General features: G+C 46.5%; 16 protein-coding genes. 10 read left to right on the top strand and 6 right to left on the bottom strand.

What is annotated here, in order from left to right; translation table 11 throughout:
- Nucleotides 1-184: 184 nt before the first annotated feature.
- From QUA80_RS13110 to mnmG, 5 genes are all read right to left on the bottom strand, one after another.
- Nucleotides 185-424, bottom strand: a complete 240-nt coding sequence (locus QUA80_RS13110) for a type II toxin-antitoxin system RelN family antitoxin (RefSeq protein WP_333425076.1) — start codon at nt 422-424, stop codon at nt 185-187.
- Between the two features lie 123 nt (nt 425-547).
- Complete coding sequence (locus tag QUA80_RS13115; RefSeq protein ID WP_333425078.1) at nt 548-1,282, bottom strand: GDSL-type esterase/lipase family protein; 735 nt, start codon at nt 1,280-1,282, stop codon at nt 548-550.
- Between the two features lie 128 nt (nt 1,283-1,410).
- A complete protein-coding gene (locus QUA80_RS13120) occupies nt 1,411-1,776 on the bottom strand; it encodes a hypothetical protein (RefSeq protein WP_333425080.1) in 366 nt (121 codons plus the stop codon).
- Entirely contained in the window at nt 1,769-2,029 is a 261-nt protein-coding gene (locus tag QUA80_RS13125; protein WP_333425082.1) for a hypothetical protein, read from the bottom strand. The genes QUA80_RS13120 and QUA80_RS13125 overlap by 8 nt, the downstream gene beginning before the upstream one ends.
- A gap of 39 nt (nt 2,030-2,068) precedes the next feature.
- The gene (gene mnmG, locus QUA80_RS13130; RefSeq protein ID WP_333425084.1) at nt 2,069-3,985 is read right to left on the bottom strand and encodes a tRNA uridine-5-carboxymethylaminomethyl(34) synthesis enzyme MnmG; all 1,917 of its coding nucleotides are present in this window, start codon (nt 3,983-3,985) and stop codon (nt 2,069-2,071) included.
- Nucleotides 3,986-4,297: 312 nt separating this feature from the next.
- Between mnmG and QUA80_RS13135 the strand changes: the two genes are divergently transcribed.
- The 9 genes from QUA80_RS13135 (at nt 4,298) to QUA80_RS13175 (ending at nt 17,144) form a co-directional block, all read left to right on the top strand.
- The gene (locus QUA80_RS13135) at nt 4,298-4,933 is read left to right on the top strand and encodes a DUF3800 domain-containing protein (protein ID WP_333425086.1); all 636 of its coding nucleotides are present in this window, start codon (nt 4,298-4,300) and stop codon (nt 4,931-4,933) included.
- Nucleotides 4,934-5,792: 859 nt separating this feature from the next.
- The gene (locus QUA80_RS13140) at nt 5,793-6,122 is read left to right on the top strand and encodes a hypothetical protein (protein ID WP_333425088.1); all 330 of its coding nucleotides are present in this window, start codon (nt 5,793-5,795) and stop codon (nt 6,120-6,122) included.
- 198 nt (nt 6,123-6,320) lie between these two features.
- Nucleotides 6,321-7,850 carry a photosystem II chlorophyll-binding protein CP47 gene (psbB, locus tag QUA80_RS13145; protein ID WP_333425090.1) on the top strand — a complete coding sequence of 510 codons (1,530 nt, stop codon included), beginning with the start codon at nt 6,321-6,323 and terminating at the stop codon, nt 7,848-7,850.
- 143 nt (nt 7,851-7,993) lie between these two features.
- Nucleotides 7,994-8,089, top strand: coding sequence for a photosystem II reaction center protein T (locus QUA80_RS13150; protein ID WP_006635641.1), 96 nt, complete (start codon nt 7,994-7,996; stop codon nt 8,087-8,089).
- Between the two features lie 216 nt (nt 8,090-8,305).
- Complete coding sequence (gene nrdR, locus QUA80_RS13155; protein ID WP_333425206.1) at nt 8,306-8,863, top strand: transcriptional regulator NrdR; 558 nt, start codon at nt 8,306-8,308, stop codon at nt 8,861-8,863.
- Between the two features lie 639 nt (nt 8,864-9,502).
- Nucleotides 9,503-10,597 carry a 30S ribosomal protein S1 gene (locus QUA80_RS13160; protein ID WP_333425092.1) on the top strand — a complete coding sequence of 365 codons (1,095 nt, stop codon included), beginning with the start codon at nt 9,503-9,505 and terminating at the stop codon, nt 10,595-10,597.
- 879 nt (nt 10,598-11,476) lie between these two features.
- Nucleotides 11,477-11,653 (top strand): hypothetical protein, encoded by a 177-nt coding sequence (locus tag QUA80_RS13165; protein WP_333425094.1) that lies wholly within the window; start codon nt 11,477-11,479, stop codon nt 11,651-11,653.
- Nucleotides 11,654-12,086: 433 nt separating this feature from the next.
- Nucleotides 12,087-12,692, top strand: a complete 606-nt coding sequence (locus QUA80_RS13170) for an adenylate/guanylate cyclase domain-containing protein (protein ID WP_333425208.1) — start codon at nt 12,087-12,089, stop codon at nt 12,690-12,692.
- A gap of 237 nt (nt 12,693-12,929) precedes the next feature.
- Nucleotides 12,930-17,144 (top strand): chemotaxis protein CheB, encoded by a 4,215-nt coding sequence (locus QUA80_RS13175; RefSeq protein ID WP_333425096.1) that lies wholly within the window; start codon nt 12,930-12,932, stop codon nt 17,142-17,144.
- A gap of 763 nt (nt 17,145-17,907) precedes the next feature.
- Here QUA80_RS13175 and QUA80_RS13180 read toward each other — a convergent pair.
- Nucleotides 17,908-18,759, bottom strand: coding sequence for a M48 family metallopeptidase (locus QUA80_RS13180; protein ID WP_333425099.1), 852 nt, complete (start codon nt 18,757-18,759; stop codon nt 17,908-17,910).
- A 515-nt stretch (nt 18,760-19,274) separates the two neighbouring features.
- Between QUA80_RS13180 and QUA80_RS13185 the strand changes: the two genes are divergently transcribed.
- On the top strand, nt 19,275-19,799 hold the full coding sequence (locus QUA80_RS13185; protein ID WP_333425100.1) for a DUF4330 domain-containing protein: 525 nt from the start codon (nt 19,275-19,277) through the stop codon (nt 19,797-19,799).
- The last annotated feature ends 110 nt before the right edge of the window (nt 19,800-19,909 follow it).

Raw genomic sequence — 19,909 nt, forward strand, 5'->3', positions numbered from 1 at the left:
TATGAATTACGCCCTTGATTTAGCTAAATACTTCATCTTATCATGTTTTAGGTTGAAATTAAGATGCGTTTACCCTGGTTCAATGACCGGTTGTATATCATTCCGAATACTGCGATATTTCTTGGCAATAGCGCCTAGATTTCGGTTGAACATGGCCGAAATTTCAACTAGAATTAAAGGCTGCTCAGACATCTTCAATCCCTTCCCAAAGTTGAGCAACTGAGATAGTTTGTCCAGTCATGGCTTCGTCCCAAGCTTGCCGAAAATCTGCCAACACTTCTACTTGAGATTTATTATCTAAGTCTGCCTCTTCTGGAATTAGAACAATGACTTCTACACGGCTATTTTTATCAGTTATTAGAGGCAGATATAAAGTTAGTTCTCCCTGCTCATCGATCGTTGCCATGACTTTAAGTGCTTTCATTGCTACCTACTCGCAGATCCTTTAATTGGTAATGGTTAGATTTATTTCCAGGGTTTCAAGTTGGTGGTTTGTCCAATCGGTTGCAACTTCATTGGTTTCGATCGTTAGACATCTAGCATTATCCTACGGCACCAAAATACCAGCAATTGCCTGGTTGAGTGCCGCATAGCCTTCTGAATTAATATGCAGAAAATCTCGACTGTATTTAGGATCGACAATCCCCTGGGAATTCGCCAATACCTGACTGCTATCAAACACAGTTACTCGATCGCCCGCCAGCGTTTTGATATAATCGTTTACCTCTTGAATTGCGATCGCCACATCATCCGACCAAAACGGCATTCGCTGTATGGGCAACTTTCCTAACGGAAAGATAGTCGTTACCACAACCTTAGCTCCAGTATCAAGAGAATTTTTCACGATTTGCCCAATATTTGTCTGGCAATTTCGGATAATCGCCTCTTTTTGTTCTGGAAACAGGGGGATAGCCTTAAGGTCGTTGACACCAACTTGAATCACAATCATCTTAGGCTTCAGCGAAGCTACGTGTTGCTGAAAACGTCCCAGCACCTGCGCCGTAGTCTGACCACCTATGCCGCGATTGATGATAGTTGCGTTTTTGATTTGGTCAGGTGCCGGCCAAGTCTCAGCCCGTGAATCGCCGTAAAAGACAATGACAGGCTGTTGTGTCTTTTCTGCTGAATTGGGATAGGAGTTGAGGCCGAGTGGGTCAAGTCCCGTAGCATTTAATAGCAGGTAATACTTTTGCCATTGTCGGTAGAGAAAGACATTCAATGCTGCTGACCCTAACAAAGCTAAAGAAAGCGCTATAATTGCTATTTTTGTGGGTGTTTTCATAAGCTTTAAATGTTTTTGGTTCCCCCACGCGCCTAGTCAAAGAAACCGGGTTTCTGCGATAATTTAGGCATCCTGACGAGATTTTAGGAAGAAACCCGGTTTCTGAGTCCCCTGATTATCTGGGCAGTTTAACTTCGCGAACGCCATTGTTGATAACACCAGCAGACTATGTTCAGTCCCAATAATGGTAATAATATCGGTAGCAACCATTCTATAAACTTAAATTGCATTATCAAAAGTGGCAAAAAACATAGCAATAAAAATAATGACCCTCCAACAAACACCCCGACACCCATTGCTAACGATTTAAAACGTTTTCCCCCTGACATTTGAGGAGTCATCAAAATACCACCGACCATATCAAGCAGCATAAATACTTGAGCAATCATAATTATGCCTAGCAAAACCTGAATCCACTGAGGCTGACTTTGAACAAGATAAATAACTCCCTGAAAAATATCCTGCAACAACGTAAAGCGCTGACCATCAAGCATTGACTCCTCCCTGCGCTGCTTCCAAAAGGTCTGACAATGCTTGAACTGCTGCGCTATCTGCGTGAGGCGACCGTACAACTGCGCTGGTTGATGCCAATTGATTCAGAAGTGCATTCTCCGAATCATTATTTTCAGGAGTTTCTAGGCTGCATCCTTCCTCCTTAGCAACTACAAGAAGCAGAAAATGGATGAGTCGAAGTTTGTCTTGATGAGATAATTGACTGACAGTAGGTAGAAGTTCGCTCAGAGGCATATTGAAAAAAAGAAAAAGTTAATAGAAAAACAAATCGGATTATTTTCCTACACCAGCCGGCTGCTGACGGTTTCGCAGTTCGAGAAAAATCAACAAAGCATTAACATCAGCCGGATTCACCCCGCCAATTCTCGCCGCTTGACCAATAGTCAGCGGTTTCACCTTAGCCAATTTTTCCCGCGACTCTTTCGAGAGAGTTGTAATTGCCATGTAATCCAAATCCGCAGGCAATTGCCGGCGTTCGTGTTTGGCAATGTCGTCAATTTGATTTTGCTGTCTTTGCAGGTAGCCGGAATATTTGATGTCAATTTCTGCACCATCTTTCTCCGCCAACTTCAGACTGGAATTGCCTAAATTGTAGCGTTCCAAATCGACATAATGAAAACCCGGACGGCGCAACAAGTCAGCAAGAGTAATCGAACCTTTAATCGCTTGTTGAGTATCGGCAAAAATTGCCTTGCCAACTTCCTCGTGTTCTTTCACCCGCGTCGAGTACAAGCGTTCCTTCTCTGCCACAATACTAGCTTGTTTGCGATCGAATAACTCCCAGCGGCGATCGTCAATCAAACCAATTTCCCGTCCCAGCGGAGTCAAGCGTTGATCTGCATTGTCCGATCGCAATAATAGCCGGTATTCCGATCGCGAAGTCAACATCCGGTAAGGTTCCCGCAAATCCTTCGTACACAAATCATCTATCAAAGTCCCGATATAACTTTGCTCGCGAGAAAACACAATCATCTCCTGATTTTTCGCAAACCGAGCCGCATTAATCCCCGCCACAATCCCCTGTGCAGCCGCCTCCTCATATCCGGTCGTACCGTTCACCTGTCCCGCGCAAAACAGCCCTTCAATCTTCTTCGTCATCAGCGTCGGAAAACACTGAGTTGCCGGCAAATAATCGTACTCCACGGCATAAGCTGGACGCATCATCTCGCACTTTTCCAAACCCGGAAGAGTCCGCAGCATTTGCAATTGCAAATTTTCCGGTAAACCAGTCGAAAATCCTTGAATGTAAAGTTCAGGAATATCTCTACCTTCCGGTTCAATAAAAATCTGGTGACTTTCCTTATCCGCAAACCGCACAATCTTATCTTCAATACTCGGACAATAGCGCGGGCCCTTCGCATCAACCCAGCCGCCGTAAACTGGAGAAAGGTGCAAATTGTCTCTAATTAACTGGTGAGTAGCGGGCGTAGTCCGAGTCAAATAACAGGGCATTTGTTCGCGTTCGATCCAAACTTCTGGATCGAAACTAAACCAGCGAACCTCTGCGTCTCCCGGCTGCAATTCCAGGTTGGTGTAATCGAGAGTACGTTTGTCAACTCTTGCCGGAGTTCCTGTTTTTAACCTGCCAGTTTCAAAGCCCAAACGATTGAGAGTTTCCGTCAAACCAACGGCAGCAAATTCTCCCGCACGTCCGGCGGGCATCGACTTATTGCCCACCCAAATCGTGCCACCTAAAAAAGTACCTGTGGTCAGAATTACTGCTTTGCATTCAAAGGCGACGCCGAAGTATGTTTCGACTCCGATTACTTCTTCGTTTTTGCCCAAAACTAAGTCTGTTACCATCGCTTCTCGGATGGTCAAATTCTCTTGATTTTCAACAATATTATTCATCACAGCGGCGTATTCCCGCTTGTCAGTTTGTGCTCGCAGCGCCCACACTGCGGGGCCTCTCGAAGCGTTGAGGACGCGCTTTTGTAAGTAGGTGCGATCGGCCATTTTGCCAATTTCCCCGCCTAACGCATCAACTTCGTTAGTAAGTTGGGTTTTAGCCGGGCCGCCGACAGCCGGATTGCAAGGTTGCCACGCAATTTTGTCGAGGTTGAGGGTGAGAAGAAGGGTGCGACATCCGAGGCGAGAAGTGGCGAGGGCGGCTTCGCAGCCGGAGTGTCCGCCACCAACTACGATGATGTCGAAACTGTCTTGGAATTGTACTGGAGTTTGTGCGGTCATTCGATTTTAGATTTTAGATTTTAGATTTTAAATTGAAGAGGTGACTCCACGGATTAATCTGGGGGCTTGTATCCTGGATGTTGGCAATCAATATCAGCGCCGATGAGAGATGGGGTTTTAGTCTTGTCTTTATTCTAGTATAACTTAAAGGCTAAAAGACACTTATAATGTAGCGTTTATGTCAAAAAGTTACCATAAGGCGAGATGACGATTTTATTTTACGTTGATGAGGGTGGCACTGGCTGGAAAGATATGGAGACAAATTTCTTTTTTTTAGCTAGCTTTGCTATCCATGTCCAGCACTAGCCACAAATGGATAGAGAAGTTTCAGAACTTAAAAAGGAGATATTGAGTCTAAGGGAACCTGAAGGCTGGGAACTTAAGGGGCGCGATATTTGGCAAGGTCAGGGTTCATTTAAGAAATTTCCCCAGGAATTCCGTCATAGAGCCTTCAAGAAAGTTTCAGAAACTATGAGTCACTTACCTTGCCATATATTCGCTGTTCAAGTAAACAAAAAAAACTTGGGCGAAACCAGCGAAGATATTAAAGATGACACTGGTTTGTATCGTTTAGCTTTCAATCAATTATTAGAGCAGCTAGATGCTTATCTAAAGCAATATAACGAAACTGGAATATTACTTATGGATTCGCGCTCAGCTCACCATACCAGTGTTCAGGATCGGAGATCGAGCGATATTTATAGAGATTGGAAGTCACAAAAAAAATCTTCTAACTTTATGGAACTACCTTTTTTTGGGGTCTCAGACGGTTACACTGGTTTACAGCTAGCAGATTATGTGGTGTACTTGATCGATCGTTATTCAAAAAAAGCACGGACTGCCAGTGGTCATACTGAATTGGAGGAAGCCTTCCATCTACTTGAGCCGAAAATACAGTTGTTGAAAATTCCTATTCTCCAGCATAAAATCCACTTTGAATACCGCTAAAATGAAGGGTAAGTTTAAATGCGAATCCACGACTATTATAGTCGTGGATTTCGCCCTTATTGAGAGCTTAACCCTCTTTTAAAAGGGGCTTAAAATAACTCTCTACGCCTTGGCGGGGCGTTATTTTGGTAGGGATGGTTTCTTTCATCAATGTATCTTTCTGGTTGACAGGCGCACGGCATCTCAACCGTACCATACCTCCCCGTGCAGTTCGGGGCACCTTGTCTCTGACAGGCGCACGGTATCTCAACCGTACCATACCTCCCCGTGCAGTTCGGGGCACCTGTCATTTAATACCATTATATAGTATGGTAAAAGGTGTGGTCAAATATTGAACGCTCATAATTGGGGCATATTAATTGAGATTAAGATGATGCGATCGACTGCCAGATCAAAAGGGCAAAGTTACCACAACCTTGTTAGCGCCCGCAGGCACATTTGAATGTTTAGAAACTCCTGGCGCAACCGAGCCGCTGTGAGGAGTATTCTTTCTCCAACTGCTAGGAATTGCATTCGACTTGAACAATCAAAGATTGGATATTTTACCGATTAGCCAGACCGAAACTGATCTGACAATTCTGTAGATTGCTCCCCTGTTGCTAGAAAATTACCTGTAGCAGTTCTCAATCTTGGTGAGGTATGCCCGCGGAGCCCTATGCCCTAGAACACCTCATGTTACTGAGAAAGGCTATACTCCTTTTCTTCTCTACTCTTCATTGGCGTCCTACCTACCCTTCACCGAACCCCTGCGGGGAACGGGAACGGCTTCGCTGAAAGCGTCTTCGCGGTTCAATAATTCCGTAATCTTTCAGTTTTGCGCTATGTTAGACAAAAAAATCTCAACAAGCGTACACAACAAATGAAATATTTTTTCTTATCCGACGGGTGGAAAGTTGGGCGAGTCTGGGGAGTCGGCGGCGAGTGGAGTTACGCCGCTTGGAGACGCCACCCCGACATTGTACAACTCGACCTCTGTCTGTGGGATAACCAAGAAAAAATGTGGCTCTACCGCGTAGAAGACGCTGTACTGATGGTAGAAGTCAAACCCACAGCCCCAGTAGACCCGAACGATCCTGCCAAAAACATCGGCAACGTCGTGCTGACCAGACTGATCGATGCCGAGCAAGTCCTCGAACGCCTCGGGACGATCGCCGCCCGCTGCGAAATGGGCAACCCGCAACTAATATAATGCCCAACATATTGCAATCGGTTCTAACACTCGATACACTTCTTTAAATAACTTTCATTTTTATGCTTCCACCTTTAAAGGTAGAGGGCATTCGGCAAAAAGCAGAATTTAAAGCCCGCAGGTAACTGCTAGGGATTGAGAATCTGATTTTTCCGTCAAAATAGACATCATCACTTACACCTTGGAGAACCGCAGTCAATGGGACTACCCTGGTATCGCGTACACACAGTCGTCTTAAATGACCCAGGCCGATTGATTTCTGTACACTTAATGCACACCGCCCTCGTGGCAGGTTGGGCCGGCTCAATGGCCCTTTATGAACTAGCAGTTTTTGACCCTACAGACCCTGTTCTGAACCCGATGTGGCGTCAAGGGATGTTCGTGCTCCCCTTCATGGCCCGCTTGGGAGTAACGGGCTCTTGGGGCGGTTGGAGCATCACCGGCGAAGGTAACGTCGATCCGGGCTTCTGGTCTTTTGAAGGCGTCGCTGTCGCTCACATCATCCTCTCGGGCCTGCTGTTCTTGGCAGCAGTCTGGCACTGGGTATTTTGGGACTTAGAACTTTTCAGAGACCCCCGCACCGGTGAACCAGCGCTCGACTTGCCAAAAATGTTTGGCATTCACCTGTTCCTCTCCGGCTTGCTCTGCTTCGGCTTCGGGGCATTTCACCTTTCGGGACTTTTTGGCCCGGGAATGTGGGTGTCCGACCCCTACGGTCTGACCGGTCACGTCCAGCCAGTGGCACCTGCTTGGGGCCCAGAAGGCTTCGACCCGTTCAATCCGGGCGGCATCGTGGCTCACCACATTGCAGCGGGCGTAGTCGGCGTAATTGCCGGTTTGTTCCACTTGACTGTGCGGCCGCCGGAACGTCTTTACAAAGCCCTGCGGATGGGGAATATCGAAACTGTACTTTCTAGCAGTATCGCTGCCGTGTTCTTCGCAGCCTTTGTGGTTGCCGGTACGATGTGGTACGGTTCTGCTGCTACTCCGATCGAACTTTTCGGCCCGACTCGCTATCAGTGGGACAGCGGCTATTTCCAACAAGAAATCGATCGCCGAGCTCAAGCTAGTTTGGCCTCCGGCGCTAGCATCCAATCGGCTTACGAACAAATTCCCGAAAAATTGGCTTTCTACGACTACGTGGGCAACTCTCCAGCTAAAGGCGGTTTGTTCCGCGCCGGCGCGATGGTTAATGGCGACGGTATTGCTAAAAGCTGGCTGGGCCATCCAGTATTTACTGACAGCGAAGGTCGGGTATTGTCGGTTCGCCGCCTTCCCAACTTCTTTGAAACTTTCCCAGTGATTTTGACGGACAAAGATGGGGTAGTTCGCGCTGACATCCCCTTCCGCCGTGCTGAATCAAAATACAGCTTTGAACAAAGCGGAGTTACCGTCAGCTTCTACGGCGGCGAACTTAACGGTCAAACGTTTAATAATCCTCTAGATGTTAAGAAGTTTGCTCGCGCCGCTCAAAAGGGTGAAGTGTTTGAATTCGATCGCGAAACCTTGAATTCTGACGGGGTTTACCGCACTTCGACTCGCGGTTGGTTCACTTTCGGACACGCTTGCTTTGCTTTGCTGTTCTTCTTCGGCCATATCTGGCACGGTTCTCGGACTATTTTCCGCGACGTGTTTGCTGGAGTTGAGGCTGACATGGAAGAACAAGTCGAGTGGGGCCTGTTCCAAAAGGTGGGCGACTTGACCACAAGAAGAGAAGAATCTCTCTAGATTTCTCCAGCCTCCGGGTAGGCGAGAAACTTCCCCGGTACACAAAAACCCGGTTTCTTTAAGAAACCGGGTTTTTTTAGTTAATAATAAAACCAGCAATTAAGATAAAATAATACGGCAAGGGAAGATAGGGAAAATTTAACATGGAAAGTGTTGCTTACATTTTGATTCTGGCTTTAGCCATAGGCGTACTATTTTTTGCGATCGCCTTTCGGGAACCTCCCCGGATTGGCAAATAATTAGCTATACGCCTGCGGCAAGTCCAAAATATCCTGAACTGGACTGGGGTTAGCCCGCATCACAGCGATCCTCTTCGAGGGCTGCGCTAACGAATTTGGTGCGGGACTATTTCACCGCTGTTTGCTTTCGTTATTTTTCTAGTCCAGCCATTCATCAAACCGGGCGCGGTTTGATGAATGGCAATTTGGTGGCAACGCCTGTTAAAATCAGCAATCATGCGCTGTTCCTCCTGCCAACACACCAATAGCCGCGTTTTAGAATCGCGTTCAGCCGAATCAGGTCAAAGCATCCGTCGGCGGCGCGAGTGTTTGAGCTGTCAGCACCGCTTCACAACTTACGAACGCATAGAATTTGTGCCGATTACGGTGATCAAGCGAGACGGCAAGCGCGAATCTTTTGACAGGTCAAAATTAGTCAGAGGATTGGTTCGGGCTTGCGAAAAAACCGGTTTGTCTTCCGGGAATCTCGAAACCCTGGCAGAAGAAATCGAGGCACAACTCCAAGGTCGATCGCTTCGAGAACTTGCCAGTTCAGAAATTGGGGAAATGGTGCTGTTGCACCTGCGGCCGCTCAGCGAAGTCGCTTATGTCCGTTTTGCCTCCGTATACCGCCAATTTCGAGGCATCCGAGACTTTGTAGATACCCTAAATCACCTTCAGAATCCCCTCAACGAAGCTGAAAATCCAGAAACTCGGCCACATTTTGACGCAGCTTTGCCGGATGCGGATGCAGTCGATCGAGAAAGCCCAGCATCCTGCGCTACTCCCAGCTAAGCTCGCTTAAATTAATTTATAGAAATATTCTGGGAGATTGAAAACCGTGTCGCGAGGAAGGCCCGGAGGAATAGCGACTCAAGGGACTCTCATTCGAGCGAGCGTTCTTTTTTCTCAGTAAGAGTGCTGGGTGTGATATGATCGTCATCGGTCTAAAATAGAGTATAACTAGACAACGTAAAAACTTAACTGGATTAGTTGAGTGCGTAGTCACACCTAACGGTGTTGCAGTTTAGGAAAGCTCGCATTTGAACAAAACCTAACTAAAGATCGGTGACTAATTAAATACGGTAAGGCATACCGAAATTTACGCTTCTGGAGAAACCGACCTCTACTTAGACTGGAGTAATCCTGTCGCCAGCAAGTCGGCTCGTTGAATGAAGAATCTCAGTTTATTTATACCTGAGAGTGTCAAAATAGTCTACTTGACTCGGAATGTTAAGATTAAACGTTTTAACACAGAGTATGGAGTAACAGTAATGGCAAGCGCTGGTGTGCAGTTGCACCCGGCAAAAGTTAGCAAAAACTGACTTTAGTAAAAGATTTTGAAAAAAGTTAATCGCTTTTTCACCAAAATCTCGAAGATCTGCCGGCACAAACGAAAAACATGAAGGAGAGAAATCCTAGGAAACTATTCGCATGGTCAATCTCAAAACCACAGTCAAAGACATCGGCTTTACTCACGAAGATTTTGCAGCCCTACTTGATAAATATGACTATCACTTTAGCCCGGGCGATGTAGTAGCGGGTACAGTTTTTAGTATAGAACCCAGGGGCGCTCTGATTGATATCGGTGCTAAGACCGCAGCGTACATTCCCATTCAGGAAATGTCCATCAATCGAGTGGAAAGCCCTGAAGAGGTATTGCAATCAAACGAAACCAGAGAATTTTTCATTCTAACCGATGAAAATGAAGACGGACAATTAACCCTGTCTATCCGGCGCATCGAGTATATGCGGGCGTGGGAAAGAGTGCGACAACTGCAAGCAGAAGATGCCACAGTACGATCGCAAGTATTTGCCACCAACCGCGGCGGCGCACTCGTGAGAATAGAAGGGTTGCGAGGCTTTATTCCCGGTTCTCATATAAGTACCCGCAAACCGAAGGAAGAATTAGTCGCCGAAGAATTACCATTAAAATTCTTAGAGGTAGACGAAGACCGCAACCGCCTAGTGTTGAGTCACCGTCGCGCCTTAGTTGAGCGCAAGATGAACCGCCTCGAAGTTGGGGAAGTGGTCATCGGTACAGTGCGCGGTATCAAGCCTTACGGTGCCTTTATCGACATCGGCGGCGTCAGCGGCTTGCTGCACATCTCGGAAATTTCGCACGATCACATCGATACGCCTCACAGCGTCTTCAATGTCAACGACGAAGTGAAAGTGATGATCATTGACTTGGATGCCGAGAGGGGCCGGATTTCTCTCTCCACCAAGCAATTGGAACCGGAACCGGGCGCGATGGTCAAAAATCGCGAATTGGTGTACGAAAAAGCTGAGGAAATGGCAGCTAAGTTCCGCGAGAAAATGCTCGCTCAAAAGCAAGCTAAAGCAGGCATAGATATTCCTGTAGACTCGATCGATGCTGATGATGACCTATCCGACGAAATACTCGAAGACGTACCTTCAGCCATGGAAGAGGATCTGCCCGAGGTAGCACCGGAAGCAGCCGCAGCAGCACCCGAAGCAGTATTAGATTTAGTAGAGGAAGAAATCCCTCCTGCGACCGTCGAATAACATCGCAGTCACTGTTCTTCAAAGAGGGGATTTCCCCTCTTTTTTTTGCCTTTAAAGTGCCAATCACCAATCATCAATTACCAATTATATCGTTTCCGGTTGCACGATCGACACGATCTTGAAGACACCGCGCCGTGCTCTTGGATTACCCGGATTAATTGTAGGGAAAGGGCACTCCCGTTTTCTGGCCGTGGGTAATATTAATTCAGATGCGCCCGGATTTGATATTACAGCAGATTGCAAGTTTATTAACTACACCTGGGATCGATCGACTCCCTACAATGGCTTACCTGAAAAGTGCTGTATCAATTACTAATTACCAATTCCCAATTATTTAAAATCTTCCTGCAGACAGATGCAGCGATCGCTCTTTGAATTAATCCCACTATAGCAATGCTTGCAGGAGTCGTAAAATTTTTACCCCACCCCAACCTTCCCCTTATCAAGGTCTGGGAGTAAGAAATTCACAAATGATGCGAGGATTGCTATAGCAGATCGCTATTCCTAAATAAACATCGCCTTTAACCTGCTAATTTGTTAAGAGTTACAAACATCACGAACATCCGCAAAGATGCAAACTCATCTGAATTATCAGGCAAGAACCAACCAGACAAGCAAATCACACAACATAATGCTTAGAAATTTCTTGCCATCAAACTCACAGGCAAGCGGATAATGAAATCGAACTATTAAAATAAAAATTAGAACAGCTCAAAAAACGTCCCTATTCTAGCAAAGGAGCGATCGACCAAATCGAAAAATGGTTAACCGGTTCCCACATTTTGCAGAGATTGAGAATTAATCCTTACTACGTAGCCGGCGATACAATCAAAAATGTTAAAAAAATTACTTCCGAATTTCTGCACGGAGTGAAAGCCGGTGTCTTCGACTTGCACGCTCGATATTCACTGCCCCCACTGCAACATGATTACAGAAGAATTTAAGGATTTGGCAGAGACATCAGAAATGTCTGTTTGCCCGATGTGCGATCGCGAATTTAAAATTGATTTGCTCGATCGCGTCGAAGTTAGTTTTTCCCTGAACAAAGAAATCTAAGACCCGCAACTGCGACCCGTCTGCGCTCCCCCCTCCCGTACTCCAGAGCAAACTGCAACTGGTAACGCCTCTCTACTGCACCGAATCAGAGATAGTTAGCTGAGAAAAAGGTCGCTACCGCTACTGCTGTCCTCTGACTTTCGCTAAAGGGATTTTAAAGGTTGAAGGCGAAGAAACAGAAGCCATACAAAAAATTAAGTTCAAGCAGTTGGCCGGCGCAGATTTTGATAAAAAAGAGCTGGCCGTGCGTCCGGGAAAAGTTAAGCTCGAATTAACTAATACCGAACACAATTTGTCGGGGCTGATTTTGCATTCAGATCAATTGCCCGATGAATTGACAGTAGAACAACGATTACTATTATGTTGACTGATAAGCTGTTCTACATTTAAATTGTCTGTTAAAAAAGAATTCCTGTCTTGTGGGGAGTATGGGTTGGGCTCTTATAGCCCGCCCAGAATATACAATTTAAATGCGCGACAGCTTATTACCCGTTCTACCAGAATGTACGAAACACTGGGAGATACTAAAGCTTACAATATTGTGCGCGATCGTTTTGAAATTTTCTTTGAGTCGATCGATAAATTTGGCGGTAAAGTCATTAAAACCGTCGGCGATGCCGTCATGACTTCCTTTATCAGCAACGAACAAGCAATTATGGCTGCCGCTGGTGCTGTCGCCTGTTTGAGAGAATACAACTCAACTCGCCAACCACAAGACGGAATTCAAGTCAGAATTGGCATTCACCGAGGTACCGCTTTGCTGGTAAATCTTAATAATTCGATCGGCTATTTTCGCTCTACAGTCAACAAAGCCGCCCGCATTCAAAATCTTTCTAAAAGTGAGGAAGTTTCGTTTTCCGAAGAAGTTGATCGTGACCGAGCATTTATAAGTGCATTAAAAACTGCTGGAGTCTCCGAAATTCAAAAACGAGTAGAAGATTTAAAAGGAATACAAGGCGCACAAGTCGCTTATACTGCTAGAATTAATACCGAATCAGTAATCGCGCTGTCTGCTACACTGGCGGGTAAAAGAAGCTAAGTACGCAAGCAGATATACTACTTGGTTACGGCCAGCCTCTCGTTGCGATCGCCCCAACAGCAGATTGCATTGTTCAATAGCGCTCAGATCGTGGCTCCCACACTGTAGCTAATCCTTAAGGGATCTTCATCAGGCCGACAAATTAAGTAGGCTCTGATACAAATAGTCTGAATTACTCAGCCACACACTTACCAAATATGTTGGCTCCTAAATAATTGAAGTCCAGGATTTCACATCATGACTTCTCCTCAATTACCTCCAGAAAATACACCCGAATCGATCGCACCAGCGGCCCTCGACAGCGAACAATTAGCCGAAATCGAGGCCCCCTTTCCCATTGTTGGGATTGCCGCCTCAGCAGGAGGGTTGGCAGCATTCACGGGATTACTCAGCCATTTACCGATCGATACGGGTATGGCGTTTGTGCTGATTCAGCATTTAGACCCCAATCACAAAAGTCTGCTGACCGAGATTCTCGCCAGAACGACGCAAATGCCTGTTAATCAGGTAGAAGACGGGGTAGCTGTAGAACCCAATCAAGTCTACATAATTCCGCCCAACACCAAGATGGTGCTATCTAAAGGCACGCTGCAACTATCACCCCGCGAGAAGATTGAGGGCAAATATATGCCGGCAGATGCGTTTTTTCGCTCGTTGGCGATCGATCGCGGGCACAAAGCAATCGCCGTAGTTTTATCCGGGGGAGACGGAGACGGTTCACTCGGGATCAAGGCAATCAAAGCAGCCGGAGGCATGACTTTTGCTCAAACTCAAGACACAGCAAAAGTCGATAGTATGCCGAATACCGCTGTTGCCACAGGCAATGTCGATTTCGTTATGCCACCGGAAAAAATTGCCGAGGAACTCGGAAAATACAGTCGCAGTCGCCTTCTGACTGGCCGGCTTCCCCTGACAAAAGTTGACGAATCGCCCGAAGAGGGAGATGCCCTGGCAACTATTTTTGCGCTGCTGAAATCCACCACAGGCGTTGATTTTAGCAACTACAAAGCCACCACGATCGCTCGACGCATCCAGCGACGGATGGTGTTGTACAAGCTGGAAAGCTTGGATGATTACACCCAGCTTCTTCGACAAAATTCGGCTGAAGTCGCAGCCCTGTATGAAGAAATCCTGATCCACGTTACCAGTTTCTTCCGCGATCCCGAAGCTTTTGAAAAGTTAAAAGAGCTGGTTTTTCCCACGATTACCCAAAATAAATCGGCCGAAACTCCGATTCGGATTTGGGTTGCAGGATGTTCGACAGGTGAAGAAGTTTATTCGATCGCCATGTGCTTGTTGGAGTTTTTGGGCGATCGAGCCATCGTGCCACCGATCCAGATTTTTGCCACGGACATTGGCGAACAGGCGATCGGCAAAGCGAGGTCTGGCTTCTACTCAGAAAACCAAATGGTAGATGTTTCACCAGAGCGACGTGCTCGCTTTTTTATTGCCGAAGCAAGAGGTAGTTATAGAATCAGCAAGGCAGTCCGCGAACTTTGTGTATTTGCCCGACAAGACTTAGGCAGCGACCCGCCTTTTTCCAATATCGATTTAGTTAGCTGTCGCAATGTGCTGATCTACTTGGGAGAGCCATTGCAAAAAAAAGTGATGCCGATTTTTCATTACAGTCTCAACCCAACGGGCTTTCTCTTGTTAGGAACTTCTGAGAGTACCGGAGAATTTTCCTACTTGTTTAGTTCATTGGATAAAAAGTCTAAAATTTATGCCAAAAAGTTGACTGCGACTCGTCCTAATTTTTCGTTTACGCCAACTTCCTATCCTGTACTTAAAGCACGCGAACGGCAGGAAATGAAGGAAAATTTTAGGAATAGCTTTGATTTGCAACAAGAAACTGACCAACTGATTTTAAATCGATATGCCCCAGCCAGCGTGGTTGTCAACGAGCAGATGAAAATCCTGCAAGTGCGGGGAGACCTCGATCCTTACTTGAGAGTGGTAGCCGGAACGCCCGACTTAAACTTGCTGGCAATGGCAAGGGCAGGCTTGCTGGTTGAGCTTCGCACCGCGATTTATCAGGCACAAACGCAGAACGCAACCATTAGGAAAGAAAGGGTATTGCTTGAACTGGGCGGACGATCGAGTACCGTCAATTTTGAGGTGATTCCGTTCCAGCCACAGGCCGTCGAAGGACGCTACTTTTTGGTGGTATTTGAAGAGGTTTCACCCCCGGTGCTTAACCTCAGCACCCTCACTTCTGAAAGCTTAGATCGAACCGATCTATATCCTGAAATTGATCTGCTGAGGCAGCAACTTGCAGTCGCTAACCAAGAAAAAACTGCGGCTCAAGCCCAACTGCAAGCGCTGACCCAGGATCGGGAAAGTCTCAACCAAGACCTCAAAATTGCGAACGAAGAAATCCTATCGAGCAACGAGGAGTTGCAAAGCATCAATGAGGAGTTAGAAAGTGCCAAAGAAGAGATTCAAGCCACTAACGAGGAACTCACTACCACTAACGATGAACTTCGCAGCCGAAATATTGAACAAAGCGTGGTCAATAACGATCTGATAAATTTGCTTTCCAGTATCAATATCCCTATCTTAATGCTGACAAACGATTTACAGATTCGACGCTTCACGCCAACGGCACAGCAAATTTTTAGTGTGATTCCCACAGATGTCGGACGACCCTTTAGCGACATCCGCTCAACTCTGAACGTTCCTGACTTGGAACAAATGATTTTGGAGGTGATTGAGACTCTCCAGACGAAAGAACAAGAAGTTCAAACTTTATCGGGATATTGGTACAACCTCCGCATTAGTCCTTACCAGACAACGGAAAACCAGATTGACGGTGTGGTGATGGTTTTCGTCGATATTGATGCTCTTAAACGCAGTGCCAGAACTTTGGAGGAGGCCCGAAATGATGCTGAAACCATTGTGGAAACTGTGCAAACGCCTTTAGTCGTCCTAGATGCTGATTTCCGAGTGAATAAAGCAAATCGATCGTTCTATGAAATGTTTCATATTTTACCGTCAGAAGCAGCAAAATCTTCGCTGTTTGAGCTAGGCAACGGGCAGTGGAATATCCCCCAAGTGCGATCGATTCTGGAACATATTCTGGTTGGTGATGTTCAGCTTCAAAATTATGAGTGGAATCACCTGTTTGATAATATCGGGCACAAAACCATGCTGCTAAGTGCTTGTAAATTTGAACGAGAAGATCGAGCTGTAATGATTCTGTTGTCGATCGAGGATATCACGGAGCGCAAGCAGTTTGACGTAGTACGATCGCAGTTATTACTGGAGGAACAGTTTGCCCGCCAACAGGCAGAAACAGCCAACCGCAGTAAAGATCAATTTCTCGCGGATCTCTCCCACGAATTACGCAATCCCCTGACTCCGATCCTGGGCTGGACACAAATTCTGCGTTCCGGGAAACTGAAGGAAGCAGCCGTTACTAAGGCTTTAGAGGTGATCGAGCGCAGCGCGAGGGCGCAATATCAGTTAATCGAAGATATCCAGGATATTTCCCGGATTGCCAGTGGCAAGCTTCAACTGTGCGTTTGTCCGATCGATCTGCGGTTAGCGGTGCAATCTGCACTGGAGAGGGTTCAATTATCCGCCGAAGCAAAAAACATTCAACTTGTTTCGGAGTTGACTTCTACGACTGTTTTAGGGGATATGAATCGCTTGCAGCAAGTTGTGTGGAATCTTCTGTCTAATTCGATTAAGTTTACTCCGGCGGAGGGACGAGTGGAAATCATGCTATCGGCGACGGAGAATCACGCTCAACTTCGTGTTAGCGATACGGGAAAAGGGATTCCGGCAGACTTGTTGCCGTATATTTTCGACTGTTTCCCTCCAGCCAATTCCAGCAGGGTTAAAGGGAATCAAGGGCTGGGATTGGGTTTATCGATCGTGCGTCACCTCGTTGAATTGCACGGGGGAACGGTGGAAGCCGAAAGTCCGGGTGAGGAACAAGGAACTACAATTACTGTGAGATTGCCGTTGCGATCGCTGCCTCAAGAGTTGACCTCGGCGATCGATTTAAAGTCAACTGCTTTGGTAGAACATTTAAACACCTCTAACGAGCGCGTCCCCTCTCTCGAAGGCTTGCACATCTTAGCCGTAGACGATCGGATCGATACGCGCGAGTTCTTACAATTTGTGCTTGAAGGCTATGGGGCGGAGGTTTTGGCAGTTGCATCTGCCAGAAGTGCGATCGCTGCTTTGACTGAAAATCCGGGGCGATACGACTTGCTAATCTCCGATATCGGAATGCCAGAGGAAGATGGGTATTTCTTAATTCGAGAAGTGCGAGCTCTGGCTGCGGAAGCCGGAGGAGAAATCCCCGCAGCGGCGCTGACTGCCTATGCGACCGATAAAGAAGGGCAAAGGGCGATCGAAGCGGGTTTTCAAAAGCATATTGCTAAACCTGTGGATCCCGTTAAACTAGCATTAATTATTGCCAATTTAGCGGGACGATTTTAATTTATTTATTGTAGGAACACAACATTTTTCATAGTGCCAACTTAACCCTAACAGTCCTGGAAGCAACAACGCGGTTGATTAAGATAATTTGGTCGTATACGCTCGATCTCGACAGCGAGAAACAGGTTTTTTTTTGCAGGAGTTAAGCACAGATGCTACCTGTACGTGCAAACTGTGCACCTTACCACTACAAATATTGTAAAAAATTATTCCTTGCGTAAGTCCTATTTGATTGGCCTGCGTCCAGAACCGATCGACATCAGCTTCGTTTGTGGGATTCATGTTCGCAGATTTGGGACTTGTGTGTACAGGGTAGGCTTCTTAATGGGATCGAGACTCGGCCAAAAGCGAAATTTATTAATGGTTTTGGAGTTAAGGATCGTCAATTAAATAATTTCCTTTTTTCTTGTGGGATGGGAGTCCCGCCCGCCCAGAAATGACGGGCGGGACGCCCATCCCACAACAAACAGGAAAAGTGGATTTTATTTAATTCTCATTCCTAAGCTGATATTAAATTAATAGTCCTGGACGCACGATTGTTGAGAAACCGGGTTTTTTTACGAAAACACGGGTTGTAGGCCGCACAGGGGCGAAAACAACCCGGTTTCGCACCGCCCCCGATGCGTGCTGGACTGATTAATTGCCTTTTTCAAACCGCTGGCGCGCGAGGGGATTTAAACAAGGTCGATCGTTGGTGGGTCGATCGCCCCTTCGCGCACAAACCACACCAGCGCATGAATCGAAAAATCACCTTAAAACAGTTTTAAGACCCCAAAAGCCTGCGGATTTCTTGCCTGTAATCCTCATTATTCAAACCTTCACCGCTAGCGAGCTCCGGATCTATCGCCTGCGAGATAGCAGCAATCCGATCGGCAGTAGCGGGGTGAGTGCTCAAAATGCTGGGAGGAGAAGGCTTGTCGAGCAACTTTTTCATAAAATCAACCATCCCAGATTGAGCGTAGCCCGCTCGCCCCATAGTTTGCAATCCCAACTGATCGGCTTCATATTCTGCTTGGCGGCTGTGGGGACGGCGCAAAGCCAGTTCCACCCCAATCTGAACTGCCTGAGATCGATCGAGCCCAGTCGCCGAAGCCAAACCAGAGGCGATGGCCATTTGACGCATTTGTTTAAGCGCGTGGCGAGCGTTAATGTGAGCGATTTCGTGGGCGATCACACTTGCCAATTCTGCCTCATTGTCCGCCGCCGCCATCAAACCTTTATTCACATAAACAAAACCGCCCATTGTCGCAAAAGCATTAATATTGTCGTCGTCAATCACTTGAAAAGTATAGGGAATATCGGGACGAGTGCTTTCTTGAGCTAGCCGCTGACCGATGCGGTTGATATATAGTGTAGTGTCCCGATCGCGGTCAATTTTAAACTCCCTGTTGGCCAACTGCTGATTAATTTGTTGGCCAATAGTCACCTCTTGGCGATCGGACATATTCGATAATTGAATAACTTGAATGCCCCGAAAAATTAGTTCAGGCAAAGAAAATGCTTGAGTCTGTTCCGGGGAAACCACCCAGATACCGGCAGCGACAATCAGCGACAGAAATAGATAAATCCCCCGGCCGCAGGTACGCCGGCAAGTCAACCAAAAACTTTTTAACATGAGTGATACGTGCGAGAAGTTAGATAAACTTTTAGGAAAACGGGAAAAGTCACTACATCGGCAGACGCAAATTGAGGCTGCTTAGTTGCTATTCTAGCTTTTTGCCAATTTTTGACCGAGAATATGTTGATGGTACCCGCCACGCGATTTATCCGTGGAATCAATCGAAAGCATCTCAAATCGAAAATCCTCAAGAAAGAGCATTTATCGGTGGGGTCAATCTAAAATCTCAAATCGATTGACCCCGCCCCGAGTTCCCGGCGATGGCCCTGCGGTCAACCAACCGCCCTCTACTGCCTTCTGCCTTCTGTTTTAAGTGCCCGAGTGATGCGGATTTTGGGCGATCGTTGTGGTAATATCTTTTAGCTTCAGGACTTACGCATCAATTACGCATCAATTACGTATGCCTTTGCCAGCCGTAGCGGATCTTTGGCAGCATCCGTTTTTCCTCGGTGTCTGCGTAAGTCCTGAGCTTGTAAACATACTCCTGTCGCTATCAGTTAATTAAGCGATTTATGAAAATTTTGGATTCTCAAGGTCGGCTGTTCGGCAAACTCAGCATTCTAGACGTAGGTGCAGCGATGATCGTACTGCTAGTTGCAGTCGGAATCTTTTTCTTTCCCGGCACTTCTGGCGGTTCCGTCGCCCAAGTCGGCACCAGTTTCAAACCTGTAGAGATTGATGCAATTGCGATCGGTCTCAAAGGGACAAACGTTCAAGATTTATTCAAACCAGGCGATCAAATCAATGTGGTGATCCGCAATCAACCCTCCGGTCAGATTACTATCAAATCTGTCAAAACTCTCACCAGAACCCTAGCAGTTCCTCAGCCTAACGGCACTCTGAAAGCTCTCCCCGATCCCAGAGAAGAAGAATCCTTCAGCAAAAATATGATGTTTACCTTAGAAGGTAAAGGTCAACTTACTGAAAATGGCCCGGTTTTAGGGAATACGAAAGTCAAAATTGGCACTACCCTAGAGCTTGAAGGCAAAAAGTACATTTTCAACGCTAGCGTCATCGATGTGCGAGTAAAAGAATAGTTATTAGTCATCAGTCATCAGTCATCAGTCATTACTAATTGGTTATGGGGAATGGGGAATTAATCTTCCTTATTCCCTCTTCCTCAATGGCTTACATCCGTTATATCAAT

The organism is Microcoleus sp. F4-D5, from assembly GCF_036704885.1.
Lineage (GTDB): Bacteria > Cyanobacteriota > Cyanobacteriia > Cyanobacteriales > Microcoleaceae > Microcoleus.